Below are 22,161 nucleotides of genomic sequence, written 5' to 3'. Positions count from 1 at the left end.
CTGAGTGCTGGGCTTATCCGGCAGGTCTCCCCGGGTAAGAGCGTTAACCTTCACCTCGTGCCCGCCCCATATACTCCGCCGTCCCTTGGCAGCCTGGGATTTCGCTGTGTCACGCCAGCTCATCCGAACGGCTTAGCCTCTTATGGGGTTCTTGTTCATCGGGCCGTGGTTTTGCCTCCGGCTTCCTTCGGATTCCACCTCGCGATGGACACCCTTGCCTTTGGCTAGCAGACTCGTGCTGCCTCGCCTGCAGTGGACTTTCACCACCAAGTTAACGCCCATGCCGGGCGCACGAGAAAAAGCCGCCAAGGGCGGCTTTTATTTAGGGTAACCAAAATAGGCGTAATTTCCTACGCTAGGATTGCATAAATATAAAAATTATTTTGTTTCATTTTGATGTGAGAAATTTTCCCGTTTTGCGTGATAAGCTACACGAATCCCAAGCAGGCCCATACATTAAATGTGCAAATCGCATCCTACCGCCAGGCAGTTTTGATGTTTTTCGAGAATGCTCCGGATCTCTTTGATCCAGACATCCTCCTCTTTTTCGTTTGAAACGATGCCAAACCATCCCATTTCGCCCCGTTCGTGCCATTTCCCGTCCGGCGTGATAATGGCGAACGGTATGACACCTTTTTCCAACAACACGGATACTGGGGCAGTATTGGGGTTTGCTGAACCGTTTCCGACGAGCCCATTATAGCGGCCGCCTATAACCCACCAGTCCCATTTTGCCTGCGGGTTATATGTGGTTGTGCGTTTACCTGTACCGCCGCAATCCCGGCATTCCGGGTCCGGGTTTTGGTACAGCGGGTGCTCTTTCTCCGCATGTTCGCGGACACGCTCCCATTCGCACCGGTCAGGAAAGTTTGCCCATTCTCTGTCTGCAACCTCGAATATATCAGGATTTTCGAGTGCTTCTTTTTTCCGTTCGTCGGTCCAGAATTCGTTCCAGAACTTCTCTTGAATCTCATTTAGCGACTGGCATTTTTTGTCGGCTATTTTGCATGATTCCAGGTATGCTTTTCGGCCTACGCACCAACAATCGGTTTCGTAAGGCTCTACCTCGATGTTTTCATCGTAAGGTGCCAGCAACCTGGCGACCTCGGCTTCGATGTCCTCAACTTCAGGGTTGACTATGACTATCGTGAAAAAGTGGCTCATGCGTATCCCCCTTTTGATAGTTCCTCCCCGAACTCCCGTAGATCACCATCAGCTTCCTGCCCTTTTCCAGCTTCCCGCCGGCACCGGCCTCGGCCACGGCCATGCGGTGCAGGTCCCCTTCGGAAAACCACCCCCGCCACCCCTCCATGACCTCCAGCACCTCGGGGTCCGGCTCCCAGTCGTCTTCCGCGCGGCGGGACCCCCTGACCCTGACCGCGTACTGCGCTGCCGCTTCCAGGGGGAGCGGTTGCGGCCCGGCGTGCGGCGACGGTTCCCGGACGCCGGCCAGGGCCAGCACGGCCCGGCGCTCGTCCCCGTCCAGGGACCACAGGGGCCAGAAGTCCCGCGCTACTTCCCAGGCCAGCTCCCGACGGCGACTCTCTATTTGCCCCGTCACGACCTCCCTGTTGTGCATCGTCAACACATAGGGCAGGTCGGCCGTTAATACCTGTTCTTCCAGGGTGTAGTAGCTGGTGGCCCGGCCCTGCAGCCGGTCGAATTTCCACTGCCGCTCTATCTCAGCCAGGCTCACGGGGCGGACATCGACTTTTGCTCTGGTCTCCGACAAGGAAGTCAGGAGGTGTTTCAGGCGCCGGAGCTCGGGATCGCGGGATTCGGCGACACTTATTCGTGCTGTAAGCCAGGAAGTTATTTTAATGAGATGTGAGCTATTCCTGTTTTGGGAATGACTGGTGGTGCGTTTCTTCGATGGTTTTACCTTTTTGGGATACCAGCCCATTCTTTTGTTACCCCTGTCTTGAAAAAATCGATTTTTTGCTTTACTTGTGGTCCAGTAAGCCTTCAAACCCGCGTCATTACTGGATTTTTTAGTTGACCACTGAATGGTCATTCAGTGGTCAACTGTGGTCAAGTGTTCCTTGAAACCCGCGTCGTTGCTGGATTTTTACTTGACCACTCAGGAAATACCCTCTGGTCAAGTGGGATTTATGGATTTCATTGTTAATTCAGGAAGAAAAAATTTTTTCAAGGCCAGCGGTAGATACTGCATAAGCTCTCCGAGTTCTGCCTGATTCTCTGTGCCAGGCACGAGTTTGAAATCTGTTTTGTTCAAGTGCGTCAACGTCAAACTTTTTATCTTTTAAGCCGCCCAACCATTTTTGTTTTTTCCAGTAATTTAAAACCGATTCCCTGACGTTCTTCTCTCTTATCCTAAAATCATGAAAAAACTTAGCCAGCGTGGAAACCCAGACTACAGCGATACGCAAGCCTTCCTGGTTGAGGATAAACCCGAAGTTGCCTTCGCCGTAATTTGTGCCGAACTGTTCCAGGCAATTATCGACCCATTCCCAGAATGCTTCGTACACTGACATTGCTTCCGGGTCGTTGTCGTTGTTTTCTACTTTTCGGGCATTCAATATGAGTTCGTTCCACTTTTGCACAATCATCTCGTCAAAATACAAGCCCAGGAGCTTCGGGTTCACCCACGCGCCGGCAGAGGTTATCGCGTGCGCGATCCCACTGCCTCCTTTTTTCACCAAACTCCGGACATCGCAACAAAAGGGTTCGCCGAGAGTCGTTACGTACCACCGTTCTCCTTTTTCTTCGTAAATTTCAATTCTCATGATATTGGCCAGCGTAGTACATATACAGGTTACGTTTCCTTCTTCGTCTTCAGCCCATATTTTGCCATCTTCCTCAAAAAAGGAATACTTCTTTGGCATAAGTGCACCTCCAGAGCAGAGGTGGAAAAAAATCGATTTTTTGCTTTACTTGTGGTCCAGTAAGCCTTCAAACCCGCGTCATTACTGGATTTTTTAGTTGACCACTGAACGGACATTCAGTGGTCAACTGTGGTCAAGTGTTCCTTGAAACCCGCGTCGTTGCTGGATTTTTACTTGACCACTCAAGAAATACCCTCTGGTCAAGTGGGATTTATGGATTTATTTACCAGTTAGTTAGTTGGTTTTCTTTGCTTTTCCGAGCCAGTTCCTCTTTCCAGTCCGGATTGGATGCTCCCGAAAATTCGTAACCGAGTTTTACTGCCACGTCATCGCCAGGAGGAAAGCCCATCACCAAAAAGGATCCTGGCGGGGCAGGAATTATCCCGAGTACTCTTTCTTCCTCCTCCAGCTCAACTCCCGTATCATTTGAGGTGGCTCCTTCCCAATCGAAGGTGATCGGATAGCAATTGACAGCGTACTTGCGTTCCCTTCCGTTAGGACCCTTAGAATAATAAGGGATTTTTGTAATCAAAAATGCTACAACAGGCTCCTTCCAAATATCTTCTTCTGTAACTTCGGGCTTTCTTTTGACATCAGACACAGTTTATGCTCCTTTCTAATTCAGCTTGGTTGGATCCGGGCGGGACCTCCCCCGCCCGGACTGCCGAGCTAGTTAGAACGGGAGTTCCTCGAAAGCCTGGTCTCCTTGAGCGACTTCTTCCGCCGGGATGTCTACCGCCGCTTCGCTCGGCCGGATCGCTGGGGGCCGACGGAGGATTGGTTTCAGCGCTTCGGCGTATTCTTTGACTTTTCCGTACTGCTCGTCACCCAGTTTTTCCACTACAGCGAACGTCGCTTCCGCGTACGGGATGTTGTTGGCGTTCTTCACCCGCTTCAGGCCGATTTTTACCACGGCTTGATGTAATTTCAGCCTGTTCCGGAACGTGAACGCCTTCAGGAACCGGTAAAAAGCGTTGAGGGATGTGGGCGGCAGAGTCAGTTCCATGGGGAAGGCTTCTCCCGAAGTCAGGACGTAGAGTTTCCACATGTTCTTGCAAGCCTTCCTCTTTTCGCCTTTGGTGCCGGGTTTATTTAGAGGGCAAGTAGCACAAAGCCCGCCAGGGTTGCCCATCCCGTGCACCCCGTCGTGGCTGTAGCACTGGGGCGGGTTTCCCTCTCCCGTAAACTCACCAGGCCAGTAAGCGTTGACCCGGTGATGATCCAGGATCACCCCTACGATTTCAGGTACCAAGACCGGGTTCTCCGGATCTTCTCCGGGAAGCTCGAAATTCAAAGCTCCTCCCGTCGGGAATTTCACCCGGTCGAAAATGGAGGTAATTTCCACGTCCCCGAAGTTTTCCTTGATAAGCTCTTCCAGGTTTTCCTGGTTTGCGCCGTCAAGCACCGCCAGCTCGAATTTGGGAGTCTCTACCACCGCGAGGTTATTTTGTTTTTGCACGGATATTTCGCTCCTTTCCGGGTTTTTAGTTCTTGAAAGCGGCCAGTTCCGCCGCCGTGAGTTCGGCCACGGCCTTCCAGGCCCGGAACTCGTCTATTAACTGGTTCACAAGTGCTTCCGCCTCAAAGAGCCCGGCTTCCACCGCTTGCAGGGCTGCCTTGAGCTCCTGGTACTCCGGGTTTTGCGCCAGACGGCGCTTCAGCTCCGCATTTCTCATGGTTTCGTTGCCGAATAAGGGTTTCCCGGCATTGTTAGTAGCCGTATTTATTTGGTACAATATTTCCGCCTCTATGTTTTGCATTTGGCCGCGGATTTCGTCTGCGGCTGTTTTTTGTTCCCGGGCCATTTTCTTAGCCTCGGCTATCTCCGCGGGAAGGGAAAGCAGTTTTTCCTTTATCCGCTCCGTTTCCCGGTTTTCCGGCCGCACCGCGGGCTGGCCGGGAAGGAGGATCACCTGCGCCGGCATTTTTCTTGTTCACCTCCGGGTTAAATCCGGCTTTCGCAGAGCCTGCCGTCGACTGGATTCATCCTGACGGGCAGGTAGAAAGGACCCTCCGTTTCTAAATCGCCGCTCATGAGTCCCGAAATGTCCCTCCGGCACTCCGGACATTTGTCCGGCCGCCATCCGTTCCCCGTGTAAACCTGGTAGAAGCGCACGCCGCAGTAGGGGCACTTCACCCTGACCGCTTCCAGTTCGGTGATTTCACAGATCATGTTTCACCGCTCCTTTTCAGTGAATGTTCTGCCGTACCCATGCTTGTATCGCTTCCAGGAGCCCCCGGACCGGGCCGGAGTAGCGGAAAATCGTGTAGCGCATTGTGGATCACCTTCCTTTCTGTTTTTTTTAATTCCACCCGCCCGTCTCTCGCCGTATTTGGTGGGGATTCGCTGCTCTGGTTTCTACCGGGTGGTACATTGTAAGGGTGGTTTCCTAGTGCGGCCACGGATAAGAAAAGTGGGGATACTTTATGCAGATTTTATGTTTAAATCTTTTTCCTTTTGTAAAACATGTTGTACAAGAGGGGTATAAAAAATTTGTTCAACAGGAACTTCAAAATAATCAGCAATCGCAAGCATTATTTCATCGGAAGGGCGTTTAGTACGTCCTCGTTCTATCGCATTTATCGTTTGTCTGGAAACTCCGATAGCTTCAGCTAATTTCTGTTGGCTAATTTGTCGGGAGCATCTGAATTCACGTAACCGATTCATTGTTAAAACCCCCTAGTTCCTAGTTAAGATTGTATAACATGTTTTACATTGATGTCAAGCATGTTTAACAAAAAATTTTTTGCCCCAGACCTTTCCTAAAAGGAAACCTCGCTTTACAATAAGGTAAAGTAAGCTTTACAAAAGAACTATGGAGGTGTTTCTTTTGAAAACACAATTGGGAGCGCTGTTGAAGGAACTTCGGAAAGATTTACCACTTAGAGAAGCCGCTAAGCTAATAGGAGTAAGTCATACCTACCTTAGCCTTTTAGAAAAAGGAGTGGACCCTAGAACAGGTAAAGAAATAAAACCTTCCGTGGAAGTTCTCCAAAAAATATCTAAGGCATACAACTATCCTTATGAAGAATTGCTTAAAATCGTTGGATATATTGATTCACCCCCTAAACCAATCAAACAAACCTCCAACACTGAACCTGTTTCCAAAACTGAAGACCCCTTTTTTGAGCTTCTTCGTCGCATTGAGAATAGGGAGCCCGACACTCTCACCGTCGAAGAAGCGCTGGAGCTGGTCCTGAGATCCGACCACGTCATGTTCGACGGCAAACCGGTCGGTGAAATGGACGAAGACATATTATTGGACATCCGGGACACCGTGGTCGCTATACTCAAGTACAAGGCGAACCTAAAAAAAGCCGTGGCGGGGATGAAGGGGGTGGCGAGTGACTGTCTGGCGGCCGCCGTAGGGGCAGGGTGAATTTTGTCGTACCCTGTAAATTAAAGTCGAAGATTTACCTCAATAATTTCCATGTTTATCCTGTAACAACCGGCGCAACTGCCCTATTATAAAATAGAACAAGTGTTTTCCTTGCAAGGTGGTTCCCGGTTTATGATGTTTGATCGCATCTTGAAAACCGTGAAATCCCTCATCGAAAAACACGGCCTCCTCCACCCCCGAGAAATGGCTGAACGCTGCGGACTGCTGGTTCTGGAAATCCCCTACCGCCGCCTGCACGGTATTTCATTTTTCTTTGCTGGCTTGCGCGTGATTGCTGTCGACAGTTCATTGCCTCCTTACCGGAAAAACGGCACCCTGTTCCACGAAATTACCCACCAGATACTGCATCCCGGAATGACCCGATTTTTCATCGAGACAATCCCAACGAAGCGTCCGGCCAGGTACGAACTCGAAGCGGACCTTGGCGGCCTCATTTATGCACTGATGTGGGACAAGCAGGGGTTTGAAGACTCCGGGTACAACGTGTACCGGTTTGCGGAGCTATACGGTTTCTGCCGGGCCGCGGCGGACCTGGTAATCAGCAATCTCGAAACCAGGGGGTCGGAACTGCTGAGAATCATGGGATACGAAGTGCCAAACCCGGAGGACTGGGTGCCGTAGGGAAGGGAACGAAAGAAAAGAGCCGGAAGGGCTTTTTGTTGTTTATTGGGGGTTTTGTCGAGGGGTGTCGAAAATTATTTTTGTAACATATTGTAACCTCTCTTGAATATGAGTAATAAAAGCGGTAACATAATGTTACAAGAAGGGGGTGTTTTAAATGTCCAGATTGCCTTCGTTTTCCGAAATTGGTGAGCGAATCAGAATTTTACGGGAACAGTGCAACATGTCTCAGGAAGAACTTGCTTCCCGGATCGGTCTTTCCCGTCCCGTAGTGACTAAAATTGAGGGGGGTAAGAAAGCCTTAAATAGTTTGGAATTGCGTCTCATCGCAGATGCGTTGAGTGTTTCTACCGATGACTTAACCCGCCCTGTAGAAGAGGAAGATTGCACACTGGTTGGGCGGTTTCGGGCTAAACAGGATAAAAATAACCCTGCGTTGATAGAGTCTATAGAAAAACTAGATCGTATTTTCGAAGAAGTATTAGGCCAAATCAGATTGTGGAGGACGGGAAATGGCTAAAATTACCAAGCAGCGCAAAAAAGAGCTAGATATTTTAGCCCGAAGTCGTGCCGAAGAAATTCGTCGAGCTTGGGGACTTGGAATAGAACCGATTGCGGATATTTTTGATTTGATTGAACGGAGGCTCAACGTAGTTGTTTTAAGGTATCCAGATTCTAATCCGGATTTATCTGCTTTCATTGCCAAAAAGGGGGAAGACTTTTTAATTTATATTAATACTAACATGTCTCTGGGCCATCAGATTTTTTCCGGCGCTCACGAAATGAGCCATTTACTTTATGATAAAAATGATCTGCAATTATTAATTTGCAAGCCCGGAGAAGAATCAGGCGATGAAAAGGAAATTCTGGCCGATTTTTTTGCTGGGTATTTTTTGTTGCCTGAAGAAGGAGTCCGTCAAGTTTTTTTGAGTAGGTTTGGTACCAGATATCGTGTGGATTTGGGAACTGTTATGGCATTGCAGGGTACGTTCAGAGTAAGTTACAGTGCGATGTTATATGCATTATTAAAGTATGGATTTATATCTCCTAGGGTATATGGGCATCTTAAAAAATATAGCACACCAGAAAAAGCACCTGTGCTACAGCATCTTGCCAGGAAATATGGCGTTTATAATTTGGTTGTTCCTACAGAAGCCGAAATTCCCAAAGTACTTATTTTGGCACTGAATTCAAATTATAATGAAGGCCGGATTAGTTTTAATAAGTTAAGCAAGGTATTATCCCTATGGAATAAAAAACCGGAGGAGATGGGATTTACGCATGAAGATCCTGTCTAATCCGGTTGCAGTCAGTGATGCCGATGTCTTAATTAAGTTATGTAAGGCTGGTCACTTGGATATTCTGAAAAAGTTTTTTGTAGACGTTATTATTCCCAAAAGAGTATTTGAAGAAGTAGAATCTAAACTTGAAAAAAGATTCTTCAAAGTTTTTAAAAAGGCTTTAACGTGTGGTTGGATAAGAATGGTAGATATATATGATAATAATGTATTTAATCACGAAGAAATTACAGCCATGGCTATTATAATGAACTCGTTTCGATATGCGTTAGATGATGGAGAGAGGGAAGCTTTTGCTTTGGCCAACGAACTGAATATCCCTTTCCTATTAAGTGACGACAGAAATGCCAAGAGGATTATCGAATTCAATTCTACCATAGTAAGTTTATCATATGTTGAGGTGCTATCATTAGCTATAATTACTAATATAATTAGACTAAACGATACAAAAAATATCCATCAAAAGATTAATTCCATAGTTAATCGCCCAATTAATGTACCTTTTGAAGTCTTACATAAACGTGCGAAGAAAAGGTTCGACAGTATTGGGCTTTTTAAGTGAATCAAGGGATCCGGTTATCACTCCGGGTCCCTCGCCAGGTACACAACGTTGCTCTCAGGCGGGACGTTCTCCCCTGCATTATCAGCCGCTGCCGCCCCCGCTCCAACTTTTTCCACTACCTTCCGGACAAGCTCGGCCATTATTTCCGGGTGCGCCTTCAGGAACTTGCGCACGTTCTCGCGCCCCTGGCCCAGGTGCTCGCCGTTATAGGAAATCCACGCGGCTGACTTCTGGGCTATTTTATGCTCCAGGGCCATGTCCAGCACGTCCAGCTCCTTCGAGATGCCCTCCCCGTACAACAGGTCCACCACGGTTTCTTTGAACGGAGGCGCGACCTTGTTTTTGACGATTTTGATGGCCGTTCGGCTCCCAATCACTTCGCTCCCGTCCTTGATGGCTTCTTTCTTCCTCACGTCGAGCCGCATGGACGAATAGAATTTGAGCGCCCTCCCGCCGGGCGTGACCTCGGGCACGGGACCGAACTTGTTGTCCCCCACCTTCTCACGGAGCTGGTTAATGAAAATTACGACCGCCCTGTTTTTGGAGACCACCGCCGTCAGCTTGCGCAATGCCTGGGACATCAGGCGGGCCTGGAGACCTACCTGCACTTCGCCCATTTCACCTTCAATTTCGTTTTTCGGCACCAGGGCGGCCACCGAGTCCACGACCACCACGTCCACTGCCGAGCTCGTCACCAGCAAGTCGCATATCTCCAGGGCCTGCTCCCCGTAGTCCGGCTGGGAAACCAGGAGGTTTTCAATGTCCACCCCCAGATTTTTGGCGTACACCGGATCCAGGGCGTGCTCCGCGTCGATGAATGCCGCGATGCCTCCCGCTTTCTGGGCTTCAGCGATCACATGCAGCGCAACGGTGGTCTTACCCGAAGACTCCGGGCCGAAGAGCTCCACAATTCGGCCCCTGGGGAGTCCGCCCACTCCGGTCGCCAGATCCAGGGACAGAATGCCCGTGGGTATCGCTTCAACGTTCATCCTCGGGCTCTCGCCCAGGCGCATGATCGCCCCGTTTCCGAACCTGGTTTTGATTTCGTTCAGCGCTCTCTCGAGAGCCTCTTCCTTCGTAGCCGGCTTCGATGCTGTTTTCGACATGGAAACCGCCTCCAATGGGTTTTTCCATATTGTATTACAAACAGGTGTTCTAGGGCAAAACAGAAATTGGAATTATTGTGCGGAAGTCAAGTGCCTGGTTTACAACGGAGAGCAGCTCAGGAGAATGGAAATGCAGGATTGCTCTTAAAGAAAGAATGACAGAAGATATCAAGGGCAGCCCGTTAAACCCGGACGCTTGCATACATGCTTCCAGGCTTAAGGGGTTGTCCTTTGGGGGTTTCGGGATAACAAACATGCCCACAACTTGCCCACAAATTTGCCCACAAGACGCATTAAAATCAAGTGGATTGTATGGACAGGATAATACAAAATGGAAACTTCCCGGTCGCAAAACGTTGATTTTGCTGGATTGTATAATACTGGATGGACGTTATGGACAGGCTGAAACGTGCGATTTTAGAATCGCACTCTAGAGGTCGGGGGTTCGAGTCCCCTTGCCTCCACCATTCAAATCAACAGTCACCTTAAAAATAACATCCACATTTTCGCGGGTCACCGTGACCCGTTCCACAAATTCCCCGATCAACCACCTGCAGGTATCGGGGTCTTTGCTTTTTTAAAGCCGCATATTCTCACGGAGATATGCCGTGATGGCTTCTCCTGCGCCACGTCCCTGTTCCCCCTTGCGCAACTCCTACAGCTACACTTCCGGCAAATGTTACCGGAGGCGTGAACAGGGAACTATCATTCGATGATCACAAAAAGCAGGCCAGAGTATTTTTGACACAAAAACTGCCAGCGTTTAAACGGATACCTTTCCTTTTCTTTTGCTATAAGGGCACACGGCAAGGCATTTGCCGCAGGTGCGAACCCCTTTGCTTGCTGCCATGTTATTGCGGTACTCCTCGCACTTTTCCACATTTAGCCGCGCCGAGCGCGGTTCGGCCGGGTTAAAATTCCGCCCTTTTACTGCCCCCGCCGGGCAAGCTTCCACGCATTTCGTGCAACCGCGGCAGCCTCTTTCCATGGGCTTACCCGCGGGCAGGGGAGCATCGGTCAGTACGGTACCCCAGCGGACCCGCGGACCGTCTCGGGGGGTAATGAGAAGGCAGCTTTTGCCGATCCAGCCCATGCCGGCCAGGTGAGCAGCCAGTTTATGGGAAAATACCCCGGCAAAAGGCCTGCCGGGGACGCGCAAAGAAGCCGCCACCGGCATGGCCCGGTACCCTGCGCCCTCTATTTCACGGGCCAGGTTAAAAGTAAGCTGATCCAGCATCAAGTTGCAAACCTGGTACACGTAGCGGTCGTAGGTTACCAGAACGCCGGGATCAGTATCGGCCACGGCCAACATTTCGACCAGGCCCGCAGGTATCGCTATGCCCACCGATACGGCCGTGGGAAAGGAAGCTGGTATATCTCCTCCCTGCTCGCGGATAAACCCGGTTGCAGGAGCGAGATCTGCCACCCCGAAATAACCAGCGCCGCCATTTTGCGCAAGTTCCTTTAACTTTGCCAGCAATTCCCTGGTGTTCTGCTCCATGGACACTTTCATTTTTTAGGCCTGGCGAAACCCATATCAGCCAGATGCCTGGTCACTGCCCAGTACTGTCCGGCCACAAAGGCCACCGGCTCCATTTTCCGCACGTCTATACGCCCTTTTTCGTCCAGCACCGCCTCGTCCACATGCACGGCCAGAATTTCGCTTATAAACATGTCGTGTGATCCGAGGGAAATGATTTGATTCACGCGGCACTCGATGTTAACCGGGCACTCGGCAATCAGGGGGGCCTGTACTTTGGTAGCCGGCTGGGGAGTGAACCCGGTCAGGGCAAATTTGTCCTCATCTCGGCCGGAAACCATCCCGCACAGATCCATTTCCTTGACCCGATCAGCTCCGGGAATGTTCAGGACAAACTCCCTGGTTTTGGTTAAAATACCGTGGGAGTATGTTTATGGACGCAAACTTACGCTTAACATGGGCGGCGAAGAGCAAACAGTGCCCACCCACGCCAGTGTGATAATGTTGGGCCGCCCCTCGGAAATGGTGGTGACTAATATACTGGGTACGGGAAACAAAGCGGTAGAAGGCTTTTGAACTTTTTTCATCCTGGAGAACCCCCTCAATTATTATTAAAAAGTTGCACCACCCTTTATCGTCTAAATGCTAATACCCGGGCGAAAAAGTCAGCCACCATATCTCCAACCTTAGCCTCGTATCCCCACCAGAAGTGATCAACCCCGGGAATCAGCTCAACAGTCTTTGGTTCGGCCATACCGGCAGTTTCCTTTAAGACCGAGGAAGGGGGAATTATATTATCTTCCGCTCCCGTAACAATCAACTTTGGTTTGGTGCATTGCTTAAGCACGTTGGCAGGGATAACTGGGGAAACGGCCGCGATGGCCCGAACTACATCATTGGTGTCACCAACTGCCAGGGCCACCATCCCCCCGAAGGAATAACCCATGATGCCGATCCGGGACGGGTCGATTTCTTCCTGGTCTGCGAGCAATAAAAGGGCCGCCCGCGCGTCTTCCTGTTCCCCGATTCCTTTAGCAAAACAACCCTGGCTTCGTCCCACACCGCGAAAGTTAAAACGCAGACTGGCTATTCTATTACTGGTCAAAGCCCGGCTAACGGCGAGGATGACGTTGTTGTTCATATTGCCACCGTAAAGGGGATGGGGGTGACATAGCACTACCCCGGGAAAGGGGCCAGGAACAGCCGGCAGATCCAGGCAGGCTTCCAGAACCAGACCGGAGCTAAGCAAATCAATTTGTATTTTTCTCATATGGTCACTTCCCATACACGCGAAATACCTGCAAAAAAACAAAACGGCCTCCTGAGGCTTAACCAAAACGAGGGGAAACCCTAATTTTTTTCAATTATGACCTCTGCACCGTCCTTCACTTGACGCAAGTCCTCAAGGTTGCCCTCGATACTCCCAAAGACGTTTACCGGACTAGCTGCCCGGATCTCTTCCCCCTCGCTGATTGGGGTCGGCCCGAAAAAAATGCAAAATGCATTTCCCGCCGGCCAGTAGCCAAGATCCCCCCTGGACACCAGCTCAGAGGCTCCCATTTCCAGCGGCGCGTTTACCGGAATGAAAAAGTAAATTTCCTCTCCCCAACGGTTGGCTTTACCCTTAATGGGTAAAGCTTCCTGGATTAAGCGTCCCGTCGGGGTGTCGTAAATTAAGGCAGGCCAGGAAAAGGTTCCTGATCTAATTGTCACTTTCAAGCTTCACCACCCCTTTTCACCATTCTATACCAATACAACGTCCCTGGCAAAATATTCTTGATCAATTTTTCCGCAGCAAATTAGTTCCACAGCCCCACGGCTGTACTTGTTTATTTGGTAAAATATATATTTTTAACCAAGTACAAACCTGGCATCATAAAAGTAATCAACCCGGTCAATACGGAGGCACAAAGATGGGCGACATGATGATGGACGGCAAGAAGAACCATCGAATACTTAGCCACCCACCGGTACCTTCAACTTCCCCCGTTCCCTACTGGTCAGCCAGCCACTGCGGCTTACCAGATAAGTTATAACCACTGCCAGTACCAGTCGTCCCCCCAGAATAACCACCGGATCGGCCCCCAGGGCTATAAACAGCGCCGTATCCTCAATCACGGAATGGCACAGGGAGAGGAAAACGTTCACTAAAAACAGGTCCCGCCAAGTAATTCTCCCGCTCCTAGCCGACTCGATGATTACCCCGGCACCATAGGCCAGGCCAAAAACCCCACCCACCAGAAGCGGCAGCGAGGCTTCCCCGCTCATGCCGAAAACTTTCAACACAGGAGATACTTTTTCAGAAAACCGGTCCAGCAGTTGCGCATCCCTGGCCATTTCCATCAGGAGCATTAAAGGAAAAATAATGGCAGCCATAATAGCTACGCTCTCCAGTGAGCCTCTTCCCGCTTCCCGGGCAAATGCCAGCCAATCCACCATTGCTCCCCCTTACAACAAAAGATTTAAAGCCGCCCCCGCCAGCAGGGACATAACCAGCCTGAACCCGACCATAAGCAGGGGACTTACGCCGGTCTTTTTGGAAACTGCCGATTCAATGGGCAGGCTGTGGGAAATGAGCAGCATGGTGGCCAGAATGGTTATGGCCTTAGCCGAAAGGTGCAGCGAGGAAATGGCTCCTATGGCGGCATAGATGTTTAACAGGTTACCCAACACCAGCACAATAGAAGCCTCGCCGGGCAACCCGAGTATTTTCATGGCCGGTTCACAAAACCGGGCAATAAAGTCCATGGCGGGAGTGTACTTCAAAAACGTCACCACAATGTATACCGGAACCACTACTTTGGTCAGTTCCCAGGTGGTGTAAAAACCCTTGTGCAGCCCCCGTTTAACCGTGCTTACGGTGATCATTATAATCCCTCTCCCTGTACAAATTCATGATCATCCTCAAGAACGAGATTACCTTCGCGAAAAACCAGGGGAGCCGGCGGTCCAACAACCTCAATATCGGTCCTCTGGCTCAGCTCCCTGGCCAGGTTTTCGGTAACCCAAAGGTACTCCAGTTCAAGAGTGTTTTTGATCAAGGCCCCTTGCAAGTGCTCCACGGCCTCCCCTGCAGCCAGGCTCGCCAGCGCCGCTTCTATGGCCGACCGGTCGTCGGGCATAACGATGGGAAGCATGGCCCGCTGCACGTTTCCGCTGGTGATGCAGTTAAGATAAGTGATCTTGTGGTCCATTTTATCGACCAGCCGCCTAGTGGTGATATCCGCCAGGCCGATCCCCGTGGCATTACCGTGGGATGCCGCGGTCAAATCGAGCACGACAATCCGGGCAATGAAGGGACTCGAGGATTCGGGCACCCCGATCATCCTGGTTCTCCCAATCACGTTGGTATCCATGCCCGTGCCGCTGATATTTTTGCCTATCTCCCTGACAATCAAAAAGTCCAGCCTGTCCACCGGCAGGCGGGGCATCAGGCGGTAGGCCTCCGTTAACAATCGCTGCTCCATTTCTAAAAGTTCTCCTGGAGCCGCCGCCTCGATAATAGCCGTATCGTCGTAACTGTTTTCCACTATACCCACCCCGGCCAAAACCTTACCCGACCGGATAAAAACTTGACCGATGTCTATAAGCGTACTGGCTATCTCCCCCGGCCTCACCCGGTGGATAAGGGAGGCGCCTTTTACCTTACCCAGCCCCACGGCCATCATCTTCATCAAGCCACTCTCCACAGGTCCGTGAAAAGTGGTGTGGGGTTTAATGCGGTTGCATATGATAATGCCGTCGGCGTTCCACGCATTCACGTCACAGAAAGCTTTTACACCCCGGGGGGTTTCACCTATTTCCACCACTTCCGCCGCGGTCAGTACCTGGCACCCCAATGTTTCACCAGTAATCCCCAGGCTGGCCAGAACCTCTTTCTGCCCCTGGGCTGTACCTCCACCGTGGCTTCCCATGGCACCGACAACAAAGGGCTCCGCTTTAGCCGCCCTGACTACCTCTACCAGCGCACTTAAAATTGTAGTGATATTTTTTATTCCCCGGCTTCCCGCCGTGATGGCAACCCGCTGCCCGGGCTTGACCCTTTCCCGGAAATTGATCCTGTCCATTTCCCTTAATACGCGGCCCCGAGTATCCTTTATGACCGGACGGGGGAAGATCTGCCTGATTTTAACAAAGCGAAGGTGGTTCACAAGGTTCACCTGGCCTTTAACATAAAAGTAATTTTTTGCTTCTACCCAACATGGCTAGACCAAAAAGTGCATATAAATGATTATACTCCTCGAAAGGCAATTCTGGCCAGACAGCGAAACCCTTTACTTGTCAAAAGCAGGTCCATTGGGCTAAAATAGGGAAGGTAGTCAAGCATATGCTTAAGGAGGTAAGAGAATGTACTGGTCCCAAAAAGGTCCTGTTAATACCAACGAGACTATTGCCCTGGCGGTAAAGAGGGCGCGGGAATTATCCATTGACCACATCGTAGTAGCCTCCTGCAGCGGGGAAACGGCCAAAAAGCTCATCGGCAAGGTGCCCTATGTGATCTGCGTAACCCACCACGTGGGTTTTACCGCCCCGGGAGAAGACGAAATGCCCCCCGGCATGCGGGAAGAACTGGCGGCTAAGGGAGTGCGCTTGCTTACCACCACCCACCTCATGGGCGGGCTGGACCGGGGGGTGCGGAACAAATTCGGCGGCGTTTACCCCGCTGAAATCATTGCCCAAACCCTGCGCATCCTGGGCCAGGGTTTAAAGGTGTGCGTGGAAATCGCCGTCATGGCGCTGGACGCCGGGTTGATCCCGGCTGGCAAAGAGGTAGTGGCCGTTGCCGGAACAGGAACTGGCGCCGATACCGCCGCGGTAATTCTTCCTGCTCATGCCAACCACTTCTTTGACACCAAGGTTAAGGAAATCATTTGCAAGCCCAGGGAATTCTAACACCAGCTTGTTACTCACTTATTGGTCAAATAAGATAACATAATGAGTCTTAACAAAAGAATTGTGTCATAATATTTATGGGTTTAGACTGAAAAAATTTTTGTGCGGCAGGAAAAAGCCCAGGCTTCAAGAATAATAAGTGTAAATATATCATTTTTTTGTACGGGGAGGATTTTCATGGGCAAGAAAATTACCGTTACGGTCATCAAAGCGGACGTTGGAGGCTGTGTGGGACATTCAAGCGTCCACTCCGCCCTGATTGAAAAGGCCCAGGGCATGCTTAAGGGTAGTTCCCTCCTGATAGACTCATATGTAGCCCATGTAGGCGACGATATTAACCTGATTATGACCCACGAACTGGGCCGGAATAACGGTGAAATCCACCAACTGGCCTGGGATACTTTTGTAGCCTGTACTGAAATAGCCAAGAAACTAAAGCTTTACGGCGCGGGACAGGACCTGCTGGCCGACGCCTTTTCCGGGAACATCAAGGGCCTGGGCCCTGGAGTAGCGGAGATGGAGTTTGAAGAGCGCAAGAGCGAACCCATAATAATCTTTATGGCCGACAAGACCGAACCGGGAGCCTGGAACCTGCCCCTGTACAAAATTTTTGCCGATCCCTTTAACACCGCCGGGCTGGTCATCGATCCCAGCATGCACGACGGGTTCATTTTCGAGGTACGGGACCTGATTGAAAACACGCGGGTTAACTTCTCAGCCCCCGAGGAAATATACGATATGCTGGTATTCATTGGCGCTCCCGGCCGCTACTGCATCAAGCGCGTCTTCCATAAGAAAACGGGGGAAATTGCCGCCGTGTCCAGCACCCAGCGGTTAAATCTGATGGCCGGTCGCTACGTGGGCAAGGACGACCCGGTTTGCATCGTACGCTGCCAGAGCGGCATGCCGGCAGTGGGGGAGGTGCTGGAACCCTTCACGAAACCCCACCTGGTCAGCGGCTGGATGCGCGGCTCCCACAGCGGCCCGCTGATGCCGGTTAGCATGCAGCAGGCCACCCCATCCCGTTTTGACGGCCCGCCCCGGGTGGTCGCCCTTGGCTTCCAGTTAGCCGAAGGCAAGCTCATTGGTCCCCAGGACTTCTTTGCCGATCCGGCCTTTGATCAGGCCCGGCAAATGGCCAACGAAATTGCCAGCTACATGCGCAGTCTGGGACCCTTTGAACCCCACCGGCTGCACTTGGACGAAATGGAATACACCACTATGCCCCAGGTATTGAAAAAGTTAAAAGATCGTTTTGAAAAACTCCGCTAAACCACTGAATCGGGTAGATAGAGGCTGCTAACCTCTGACCTCTCACCCACCGGACGTGGAGGTCCGCATCCGGCAGTTCGCCAAGCTGACGGGTTGCCTCGTAGCATCTGGTTAGAGTGAGCAGGCCCTGAGCCCGCCTGCAGGCGGTGTTCAGGGCCCTGTTCATTTTTTTTGTTTACTTTAATATCTTATCTTCATCAAGATCGGCGATGCCCGCCTCGCTGAAACTGGCCATCTGGTTAATCACCCGGCAGGCCGCCTCCACCAGGTGCATGGCCAGGGCCGCACCGGTCCCTTCACCCAAACGCATATTCAGGTAAAGCATGGGTACCAACCCCAGGTGCTCCAGCATCAAACGATGGCCCTGCTCACCGGAAAGATGAGAAGCAATCATAAATTCCTTCACCCGGGGCTGCAGGGCAACCGCCACCATGGCAGCGGCAGTGGTAATAAAGCCGTCGATGACCACCGGCACCCGCCGGGCGGCCGCCCCCAGAATAACCCCGGCCAGGCCGCCAATCTCCAGCCCACCTACTTTGGCCAGCACGTCCAAAGCGTCAGCGGGATCGGGCCGGTTCACCTCCAGCGCTCTGGCTACCACATTTATCTTCTGGCGCAGAACCTGATCGTTGACCAGGGTGCCCCGCCCGGTAACCTCCTCGGGGGCATAACCACCCAGCACCGCAGCAATGGCACTGCTGGGAGTGGTGTTTCCGATGCCCATATCGCCAAGACCAATCAAAGTGGCTCCCCGGTCGATCTCCCCCTGGACCACCTCGATACCCACTTCCACCGACCGCACCGCTTCCTCCCGGGTCATGGCCGGACCGCGGGCAATGTTCCCCGCCCCGGGACGCACTTTCCGGTTCAACACACCGGGGTAATCCACCGGTACCGCAACCCCCACGTCTACCACTACCAGGCGGGCGCCGGCCAGCCGCCCCAGCACGCCAATTCCGGCTACCCCCGTGAGGAAGGCTGGAATCTGCTGGTGGGTGATCTCCTGGGGCGCCACACTCACTCCCTCGGCCACCACCCCGTGGTCCCCGGCCATAATGATAATCACCCGGTCGCCAACCACGGGGCGGGGGTTACCGGTAATACCGGCCAGTTGTACGGCCAGCTCCTCCAACCGCCCCAGGCTGCCAGGGGGTTTGATCAGGCTGTCCAGCCGTTTTTGGGCTTCAGCCATGGGCTCGGGGTATAGCGTTCCGACTTCGGCAATGGTTTTTTCCAGCAGCAAAACGATCAACCTCCCACGTATATAAGTTTGGTTAAATTAAAAAAGTCCACAGCCCGATCAAGGCCGTGGACTTTACCATCATCCAGCGGTGAAAGAACCAGCAGGCAGGTCTCCTGGCTCCGGATCCTCACAACCAGCCGCCTTCCCAGCCAGCACTCACCAGTCACATGGTTAAACCATGCTGTTAAATTCCATTGCTAAAACAATTGCCATTGTATGTATCAGCTCACCAGAGAGTGCCATGCCAGTGGCTTATAACATTGGAGGTTGCTCCCCGATCACAGTGGCGGGACCGCTCAGGATTTTCACCTGATTCCCTATTCTCCCCCGGTTAAAAACGGGGGCACCTGCTGATGTTTAATATTTTCCTGTTGATGCAGGTATTAATTCGACGTGCCCGGGTATTTTTCCTGCCATGAATCTGAAATCAAAATTACCGGTATTACTTTACCGGGCGGTCAAAATAAATGTTTTTGCCCGTGGCAGAAATAGGAATACCCACCACAATGGGACCCTGGAGCAAACCCATCTGGCGGGCAACCGTACCCACCCGGTACATGATCCGGTTATCGGCGTTAAAGAGGCTGGCCGTTTTGACCGCCGATCCCAGGGCAATACCCACATCTAAAAGACGCCAGGCGCACAGGGGTCCTGGAAACTCCGGCCCTTCTCGGCTTTGTAAATCCTCACACCGGCTGTAACCGCAGGCCCCGCAATTTAGGCCTAAAGGCTTATTTTCCGTGAGGGAAATAAGTACTACCGCATCCGACCGGCGTACGTTATCGGCATCGCGGTCGAAATTAACCTTGCCCCGTTCCTTTCCAAAGCGTTCCATTTCATCGGCCAGCTGGGAGAGCTCTTCTCCCGACAGTACCCGGATGCCTACATAATCCTGACCCAGCCCCTTGGGAGCGGTCCGGGCCGATAGGGCCATCAATTGGGCAACCATTAGCATAGCCTCGCGCAAAACCATCACCTTCCCTGACTGCATTAATTCCCCGGGATGATATCCAGTTCTCCCTCTTTATTGAGAAGGGCTTTAAAAGAGCCCATTTCCTGCGTAAGAACCATGCGGCGCTGCCCCACCTGCACCACGGATCCCGGGAAGGCCCGCTTTACTCTGATTACTCCAGCCGCCCCCACCCGGACCACCGGTGGTGCCCCCAGGGCGCTGCCCAATTCCTCTACCTGGGCGTTGCCCTCACAAAAGATCTCCCCGCCCTTGAAAGAACCTTTAACCACCACATCCTGCCCGGCATTAATGGTGGTATTGACACACCCCCGCCGGGTCACATAAACGCTGCCGGAGCTCTGGATGGTAGAACTCATGGCCGAAGGGACCACCACATCGGCCGGGTTTTCAGCAGTCTCCTGCAGCAGGACAGCGGCAGATTCCACATCCTTGATTACATCGCCAAAACTTTTTACCGTCAGGGGATTCAGCCCAACTAGGCAGTTTAAGGAACGGCCGCATCTGGCCACTTCACCGGGCACCTCTGCCCTGATGGCGGCAATTTCCCGCAGGGTGTTTTTCACCAGGGAACGCAAGTTTTTGAATTTTGTATCCATCAGGGTCATAAGGACCCGCCCGAAGTCTACCCGGTCTAAATTGTTTCCCTGGTGCCGCTTTAACTGCTCCAGGGCCTGCTTGAGAAGGTCCAGGTTGGATTGAATGTCCCGGAGCATGAAGGAAAGCTTTTTGGCCCCGGGAAAACCGCTGCCGGCTCGCAGTTTACTGCCGATCACCCCCCGGTGTACCTGCAACTTGCCTCCGCTGATCACCGTAGCCCGGGTCACCAGTCCGGTGATTTCTACACAGCCGGTAGCCTGAACTTTCATGGCCTCGCAGACATTGCCCAGAATTTTCAAGTCCCCTTTAAACCTGATGTTACCGCTTTTAATGCATACATCCCCTTTGTGAACCAGCAGGGGGTCAACATTAAAAACATAAGTGTTCCCGGCCTGTTTATACCAGGGCCGCCCGTTAACCAGGGCCACCACCCGGGTACCATTTTCCTTTAGTTCCACCCCTTTCCCCGCCCGCAGCTCCAACAGCCGTGGCGGCAGGGGAGGGAGATCCTCACCGGTCACGGCCCTGCCGGGCAATCCGGGCTGTGGGGGGTGCTTTACCGCCAGCAAGGCCCCGGCTTCCACAGAGACAATGGTACTGGTTTCCCGGAAATCAACGCGCTTTCCCTCATCCACAGCCCTTTCGAAAAGCGTTCCATCGTCAAAAAGCACCTCCAGCCGCTCATCCACACCCGGTTGCGGCGGCTCCCCTTCCGCCACCAGCAGCGGCTCTGATTGGGGGCTCGCGGCAAACGAGATTACCGCATCATCTTTAATTCCAAAAACCACTCCTGCCGCCTGCAGCGCCTTATAAACCGATTCCGGATCCAGAACGGCAACTTCCCCCGGAGCAGAAACATAAGCTTTCATTTTATCCTCGCTAATGGCTATTTTCAGGTACTCATCGACCATTATTCCCTCCCCCCCAATGCCGCTAAACAAAATATTTGCTTAATATATCTTTCGGAACGTTGCGGTGAAAAATCAAGGAGGGCAAGTAACTTTCCTTCATTAAATGTAGACTTCGCTTCTCTTCGAGGATTTCCTGCCAGACACACCGCTTAATTCCAAGCAGCAATTCAAACTGAGGAGTTAAGCAAATTTTGTCCCCCGGAGGAGGATTTTTTTCTTCCCACTCGAAATAAATCATGTTAAAGTCCTGTTCTAAAGGGGGGAGGGGGAAAGATGTACCACCCGGGAGAAATAAAAACACCCGGACTGGAACTGCTCCTGGTTTTCCTGCGCTTGCTTTATTTTGTCGGCGCCATGCTGCTGGTGGCCGGGATAGGCGTCGTTCTGAAGGCACCCGCCGTAGTCACCGGCGTTGTGGCAGGTATTACCGCCTATATCCTGTTGTCAAGCGGCCTCTTTGAGGTGACCACCTATCGTTGTCCCCACTGTGGGAATATCAAGCGCACCATAAAGGATTTCGGTTCTTACCGTTGCTCCAGCTGCGGGCAAGAAAGTTACATCACAGGCATTTAAAAAAAACGGTCCCCGGCGGGGACCAAATTTGTTTTAACCGGTGCATAGAGAAAGATAAAGTAAACGACACCATAAACCGGCTTTTAGTGAACCAGCGCCCGGTTCCAAACATCATCGAAATTATTTCCTACGGCCACCACAACACCATCCACCAAGGCCAGCCACTGGCCCTGGCACTGCACCAAAATAATCCCCTCGGCCGCCATACCCGCACCTCCTCCCGGATAAAAAATTTTAGGCCACCCCAACCGGGTGGCCTTGTCCTGTCAGCTAAAGTAAACTTGGGACAAACCATCAGGTTGCAGGCGAGAAAAAGGCAATGACAAACAGGTCGCGCATTTGCATGCCCGACCGGGTCATGGTAGTCATGCCGTTGATCATGCTC

Annotated in this window: 29 protein-coding genes and 1 riboswitch; of the genes, 8 read left to right on the top strand and 21 right to left on the bottom strand. The window is 51.9% G+C overall.

Annotated elements, in window-relative coordinates; genetic code table 11:
• Positions 1-456: 456 nt before the first annotated feature.
• The 8 genes from BUA65_RS06705 to BUA65_RS06670 all read right to left on the bottom strand — a co-directional run bounded on the left by BUA65_RS06705 (position 457) and on the right by BUA65_RS06670 (position 5,514).
• Entirely contained in the window at positions 457-1,164 is a 708-nt protein-coding gene (locus tag BUA65_RS06705) for a hypothetical protein (protein WP_072868267.1), read from the bottom strand.
• Positions 1,127-1,903 carry a hypothetical protein gene (locus BUA65_RS06700; protein WP_072868265.1) on the bottom strand — a complete coding sequence of 259 codons (777 nt, stop codon included), beginning with the start codon at positions 1,901-1,903 and terminating at the stop codon, positions 1,127-1,129. Before BUA65_RS06700 ends, BUA65_RS06705 begins: the two co-directional genes overlap by 38 nt.
• Positions 1,904-2,129: 226 nt before the next feature.
• Positions 2,130-2,846, bottom strand: a complete 717-nt coding sequence (locus BUA65_RS06695) for a hypothetical protein (protein WP_072868263.1) — start codon at positions 2,844-2,846, stop codon at positions 2,130-2,132.
• 223 nt (positions 2,847-3,069) lie between these two features.
• Positions 3,070-3,447 carry a hypothetical protein gene (locus BUA65_RS06690; protein ID WP_072868262.1) on the bottom strand — a complete coding sequence of 126 codons (378 nt, stop codon included), beginning with the start codon at positions 3,445-3,447 and terminating at the stop codon, positions 3,070-3,072.
• A 72-nt stretch (positions 3,448-3,519) separates the two neighbouring features.
• Positions 3,520-4,305 carry a hypothetical protein gene (locus BUA65_RS06685; protein WP_072868260.1) on the bottom strand — a complete coding sequence of 262 codons (786 nt, stop codon included), beginning with the start codon at positions 4,303-4,305 and terminating at the stop codon, positions 3,520-3,522.
• A gap of 25 nt (positions 4,306-4,330) precedes the next feature.
• Positions 4,331-4,771, bottom strand: a complete 441-nt coding sequence (locus BUA65_RS06680) for a hypothetical protein (RefSeq protein ID WP_072868258.1) — start codon at positions 4,769-4,771, stop codon at positions 4,331-4,333.
• A 20-nt stretch (positions 4,772-4,791) separates the two neighbouring features.
• Positions 4,792-5,019: a hypothetical protein gene (locus BUA65_RS06675; protein ID WP_072868256.1), complete on the bottom strand. Its 228-nt coding sequence runs from the start codon at positions 5,017-5,019 to the stop codon at positions 4,792-4,794.
• Between the two features lie 252 nt (positions 5,020-5,271).
• A complete protein-coding gene (locus BUA65_RS06670) occupies positions 5,272-5,514 on the bottom strand; it encodes a helix-turn-helix transcriptional regulator (RefSeq protein ID WP_072868255.1) in 243 nt (80 codons plus the stop codon).
• Between the two features lie 163 nt (positions 5,515-5,677).
• On the opposite strand from BUA65_RS06670, the gene BUA65_RS06665 reads away from it, so the two are divergent.
• From BUA65_RS06665 to BUA65_RS06645, 5 genes are all read left to right on the top strand, one after another.
• Complete coding sequence (locus BUA65_RS06665; protein WP_072868253.1) at positions 5,678-6,226, top strand: helix-turn-helix domain-containing protein; 549 nt, start codon at positions 5,678-5,680, stop codon at positions 6,224-6,226.
• Between the two features lie 132 nt (positions 6,227-6,358).
• Positions 6,359-6,868, top strand: a complete 510-nt coding sequence (locus tag BUA65_RS06660) for an ImmA/IrrE family metallo-endopeptidase (RefSeq protein ID WP_072868251.1) — start codon at positions 6,359-6,361, stop codon at positions 6,866-6,868.
• A 157-nt stretch (positions 6,869-7,025) separates the two neighbouring features.
• Positions 7,026-7,388, top strand: a complete 363-nt coding sequence (locus tag BUA65_RS06655; protein WP_072868249.1) for a helix-turn-helix domain-containing protein — start codon at positions 7,026-7,028, stop codon at positions 7,386-7,388.
• On the top strand, positions 7,381-8,166 hold the full coding sequence (locus BUA65_RS06650; protein WP_072868247.1) for an ImmA/IrrE family metallo-endopeptidase: 786 nt from the start codon (positions 7,381-7,383) through the stop codon (positions 8,164-8,166). The genes BUA65_RS06655 and BUA65_RS06650 overlap by 8 nt, the downstream gene beginning before the upstream one ends.
• Positions 8,150-8,728: a PIN domain-containing protein gene (locus BUA65_RS06645; RefSeq protein ID WP_072868246.1), complete on the top strand. Its 579-nt coding sequence runs from the start codon at positions 8,150-8,152 to the stop codon at positions 8,726-8,728. Before BUA65_RS06650 ends, BUA65_RS06645 begins: the two co-directional genes overlap by 17 nt.
• Positions 8,729-8,745: 17 nt before the next feature.
• Here BUA65_RS06645 and recA read toward each other — a convergent pair whose 3' ends face one another.
• The 9 genes from recA to BUA65_RS06600 all read right to left on the bottom strand — a co-directional run bounded on the left by recA (position 8,746) and on the right by BUA65_RS06600 (position 15,465).
• Positions 8,746-9,834, bottom strand: a complete 1,089-nt coding sequence (gene recA, locus BUA65_RS06640) for a recombinase RecA (RefSeq protein ID WP_072868244.1) — start codon at positions 9,832-9,834, stop codon at positions 8,746-8,748.
• Positions 9,835-10,597: 763 nt separating this feature from the next.
• The gene (locus BUA65_RS06630; protein ID WP_207543867.1) at positions 10,598-11,347 is read right to left on the bottom strand and encodes a 4Fe-4S double cluster binding domain-containing protein; all 750 of its coding nucleotides are present in this window, start codon (positions 11,345-11,347) and stop codon (positions 10,598-10,600) included.
• Positions 11,344-11,730, bottom strand: coding sequence for a flavin reductase family protein (locus BUA65_RS06625; protein ID WP_114281471.1), 387 nt, complete (start codon positions 11,728-11,730; stop codon positions 11,344-11,346). The genes BUA65_RS06630 and BUA65_RS06625 overlap by 4 nt, the downstream gene beginning before the upstream one ends.
• Before the next feature lie 15 nt (positions 11,731-11,745).
• Positions 11,746-11,901: a hypothetical protein gene (locus BUA65_RS18220; protein WP_165613208.1), complete on the bottom strand. Its 156-nt coding sequence runs from the start codon at positions 11,899-11,901 to the stop codon at positions 11,746-11,748.
• 44 nt (positions 11,902-11,945) lie between these two features.
• Positions 11,946-12,584 (bottom strand): alpha/beta hydrolase, encoded by a 639-nt coding sequence (locus tag BUA65_RS06620; protein ID WP_165613207.1) that lies wholly within the window; start codon positions 12,582-12,584, stop codon positions 11,946-11,948.
• Positions 12,585-12,664: 80 nt separating this feature from the next.
• A complete protein-coding gene (locus BUA65_RS06615; protein ID WP_242656253.1) occupies positions 12,665-13,027 on the bottom strand; it encodes a cyclophilin-like fold protein in 363 nt (120 codons plus the stop codon).
• A gap of 243 nt (positions 13,028-13,270) precedes the next feature.
• On the bottom strand, positions 13,271-13,753 hold the full coding sequence (locus BUA65_RS06610) for a nucleoside recognition domain-containing protein (RefSeq protein ID WP_242656250.1): 483 nt from the start codon (positions 13,751-13,753) through the stop codon (positions 13,271-13,273).
• 9 nt (positions 13,754-13,762) lie between these two features.
• Positions 13,763-14,182, bottom strand: coding sequence for a nucleoside recognition domain-containing protein (locus BUA65_RS06605; protein WP_072868238.1), 420 nt, complete (start codon positions 14,180-14,182; stop codon positions 13,763-13,765).
• Positions 14,182-15,465, bottom strand: a complete 1,284-nt coding sequence (locus tag BUA65_RS06600; protein WP_072868236.1) for a nickel pincer cofactor-dependent isomerase, group 22 — start codon at positions 15,463-15,465, stop codon at positions 14,182-14,184. The genes BUA65_RS06605 and BUA65_RS06600 overlap by 1 nt, the downstream gene beginning before the upstream one ends.
• A 196-nt stretch (positions 15,466-15,661) precedes the next feature.
• Between BUA65_RS06600 and BUA65_RS06595 the strand changes: the two genes are divergently transcribed.
• Together BUA65_RS06595 and fbp are read left to right on the top strand one after the other, a co-directional pair.
• Positions 15,662-16,207 carry a pyruvate kinase alpha/beta domain-containing protein gene (locus BUA65_RS06595; protein ID WP_072868235.1) on the top strand — a complete coding sequence of 182 codons (546 nt, stop codon included), beginning with the start codon at positions 15,662-15,664 and terminating at the stop codon, positions 16,205-16,207.
• A gap of 177 nt (positions 16,208-16,384) precedes the next feature.
• A complete protein-coding gene (gene fbp / locus BUA65_RS06590; RefSeq protein ID WP_013822113.1) occupies positions 16,385-17,479 on the top strand; it encodes a fructose-1,6-bisphosphate aldolase/phosphatase in 1,095 nt (364 codons plus the stop codon).
• Between the two features lie 175 nt (positions 17,480-17,654).
• Here the strand turns inward: fbp and cobT are convergent, their stop codons facing one another.
• The 3 genes from cobT to BUA65_RS06575 form a co-directional block, all read right to left on the bottom strand.
• Positions 17,655-18,722: a nicotinate-nucleotide--dimethylbenzimidazole phosphoribosyltransferase gene (gene cobT, locus BUA65_RS06585; protein WP_072868233.1), complete on the bottom strand. Its 1,068-nt coding sequence runs from the start codon at positions 18,720-18,722 to the stop codon at positions 17,655-17,657.
• An 86-nt stretch (positions 18,723-18,808) separates the two neighbouring features.
• Positions 18,809-19,088, bottom strand: a riboswitch (cobalamin riboswitch).
• 76 nt (positions 19,089-19,164) lie between these two features.
• A complete protein-coding gene (locus tag BUA65_RS06580; RefSeq protein WP_072868277.1) occupies positions 19,165-19,695 on the bottom strand; it encodes a ferredoxin domain-containing protein in 531 nt (176 codons plus the stop codon).
• Positions 19,696-19,712: 17 nt separating this feature from the next.
• Positions 19,713-21,203 carry a flagellar assembly protein A gene (locus tag BUA65_RS06575; RefSeq protein ID WP_072868232.1) on the bottom strand — a complete coding sequence of 497 codons (1,491 nt, stop codon included), beginning with the start codon at positions 21,201-21,203 and terminating at the stop codon, positions 19,713-19,715.
• Positions 21,204-21,476: 273 nt separating this feature from the next.
• On the opposite strand from BUA65_RS06575, the gene BUA65_RS06565 reads away from it, so the two are divergent.
• Positions 21,477-21,776 (top strand): hypothetical protein, encoded by a 300-nt coding sequence (locus BUA65_RS06565; protein WP_072868229.1) that lies wholly within the window; start codon positions 21,477-21,479, stop codon positions 21,774-21,776.
• 83 nt (positions 21,777-21,859) lie between these two features.
• Here the strand turns inward: BUA65_RS06565 and BUA65_RS18800 are convergent, their stop codons facing one another.
• Positions 21,860-21,982: a DUF5678 domain-containing protein gene (locus tag BUA65_RS18800; protein WP_242656249.1), complete on the bottom strand. Its 123-nt coding sequence runs from the start codon at positions 21,980-21,982 to the stop codon at positions 21,860-21,862.
• Positions 21,983-22,161: the final 179 nt, after the last annotated feature.

The sequence above is a fragment of the Desulfofundulus thermosubterraneus DSM 16057 genome (genome assembly GCF_900142025.1).
Taxonomy (GTDB): domain Bacteria; phylum Bacillota; class Desulfotomaculia; order Desulfotomaculales; family Desulfovirgulaceae; genus Desulfofundulus; species Desulfofundulus thermosubterraneus.
This window is presented reverse-complemented; position numbering and strand designations above follow the sequence as displayed.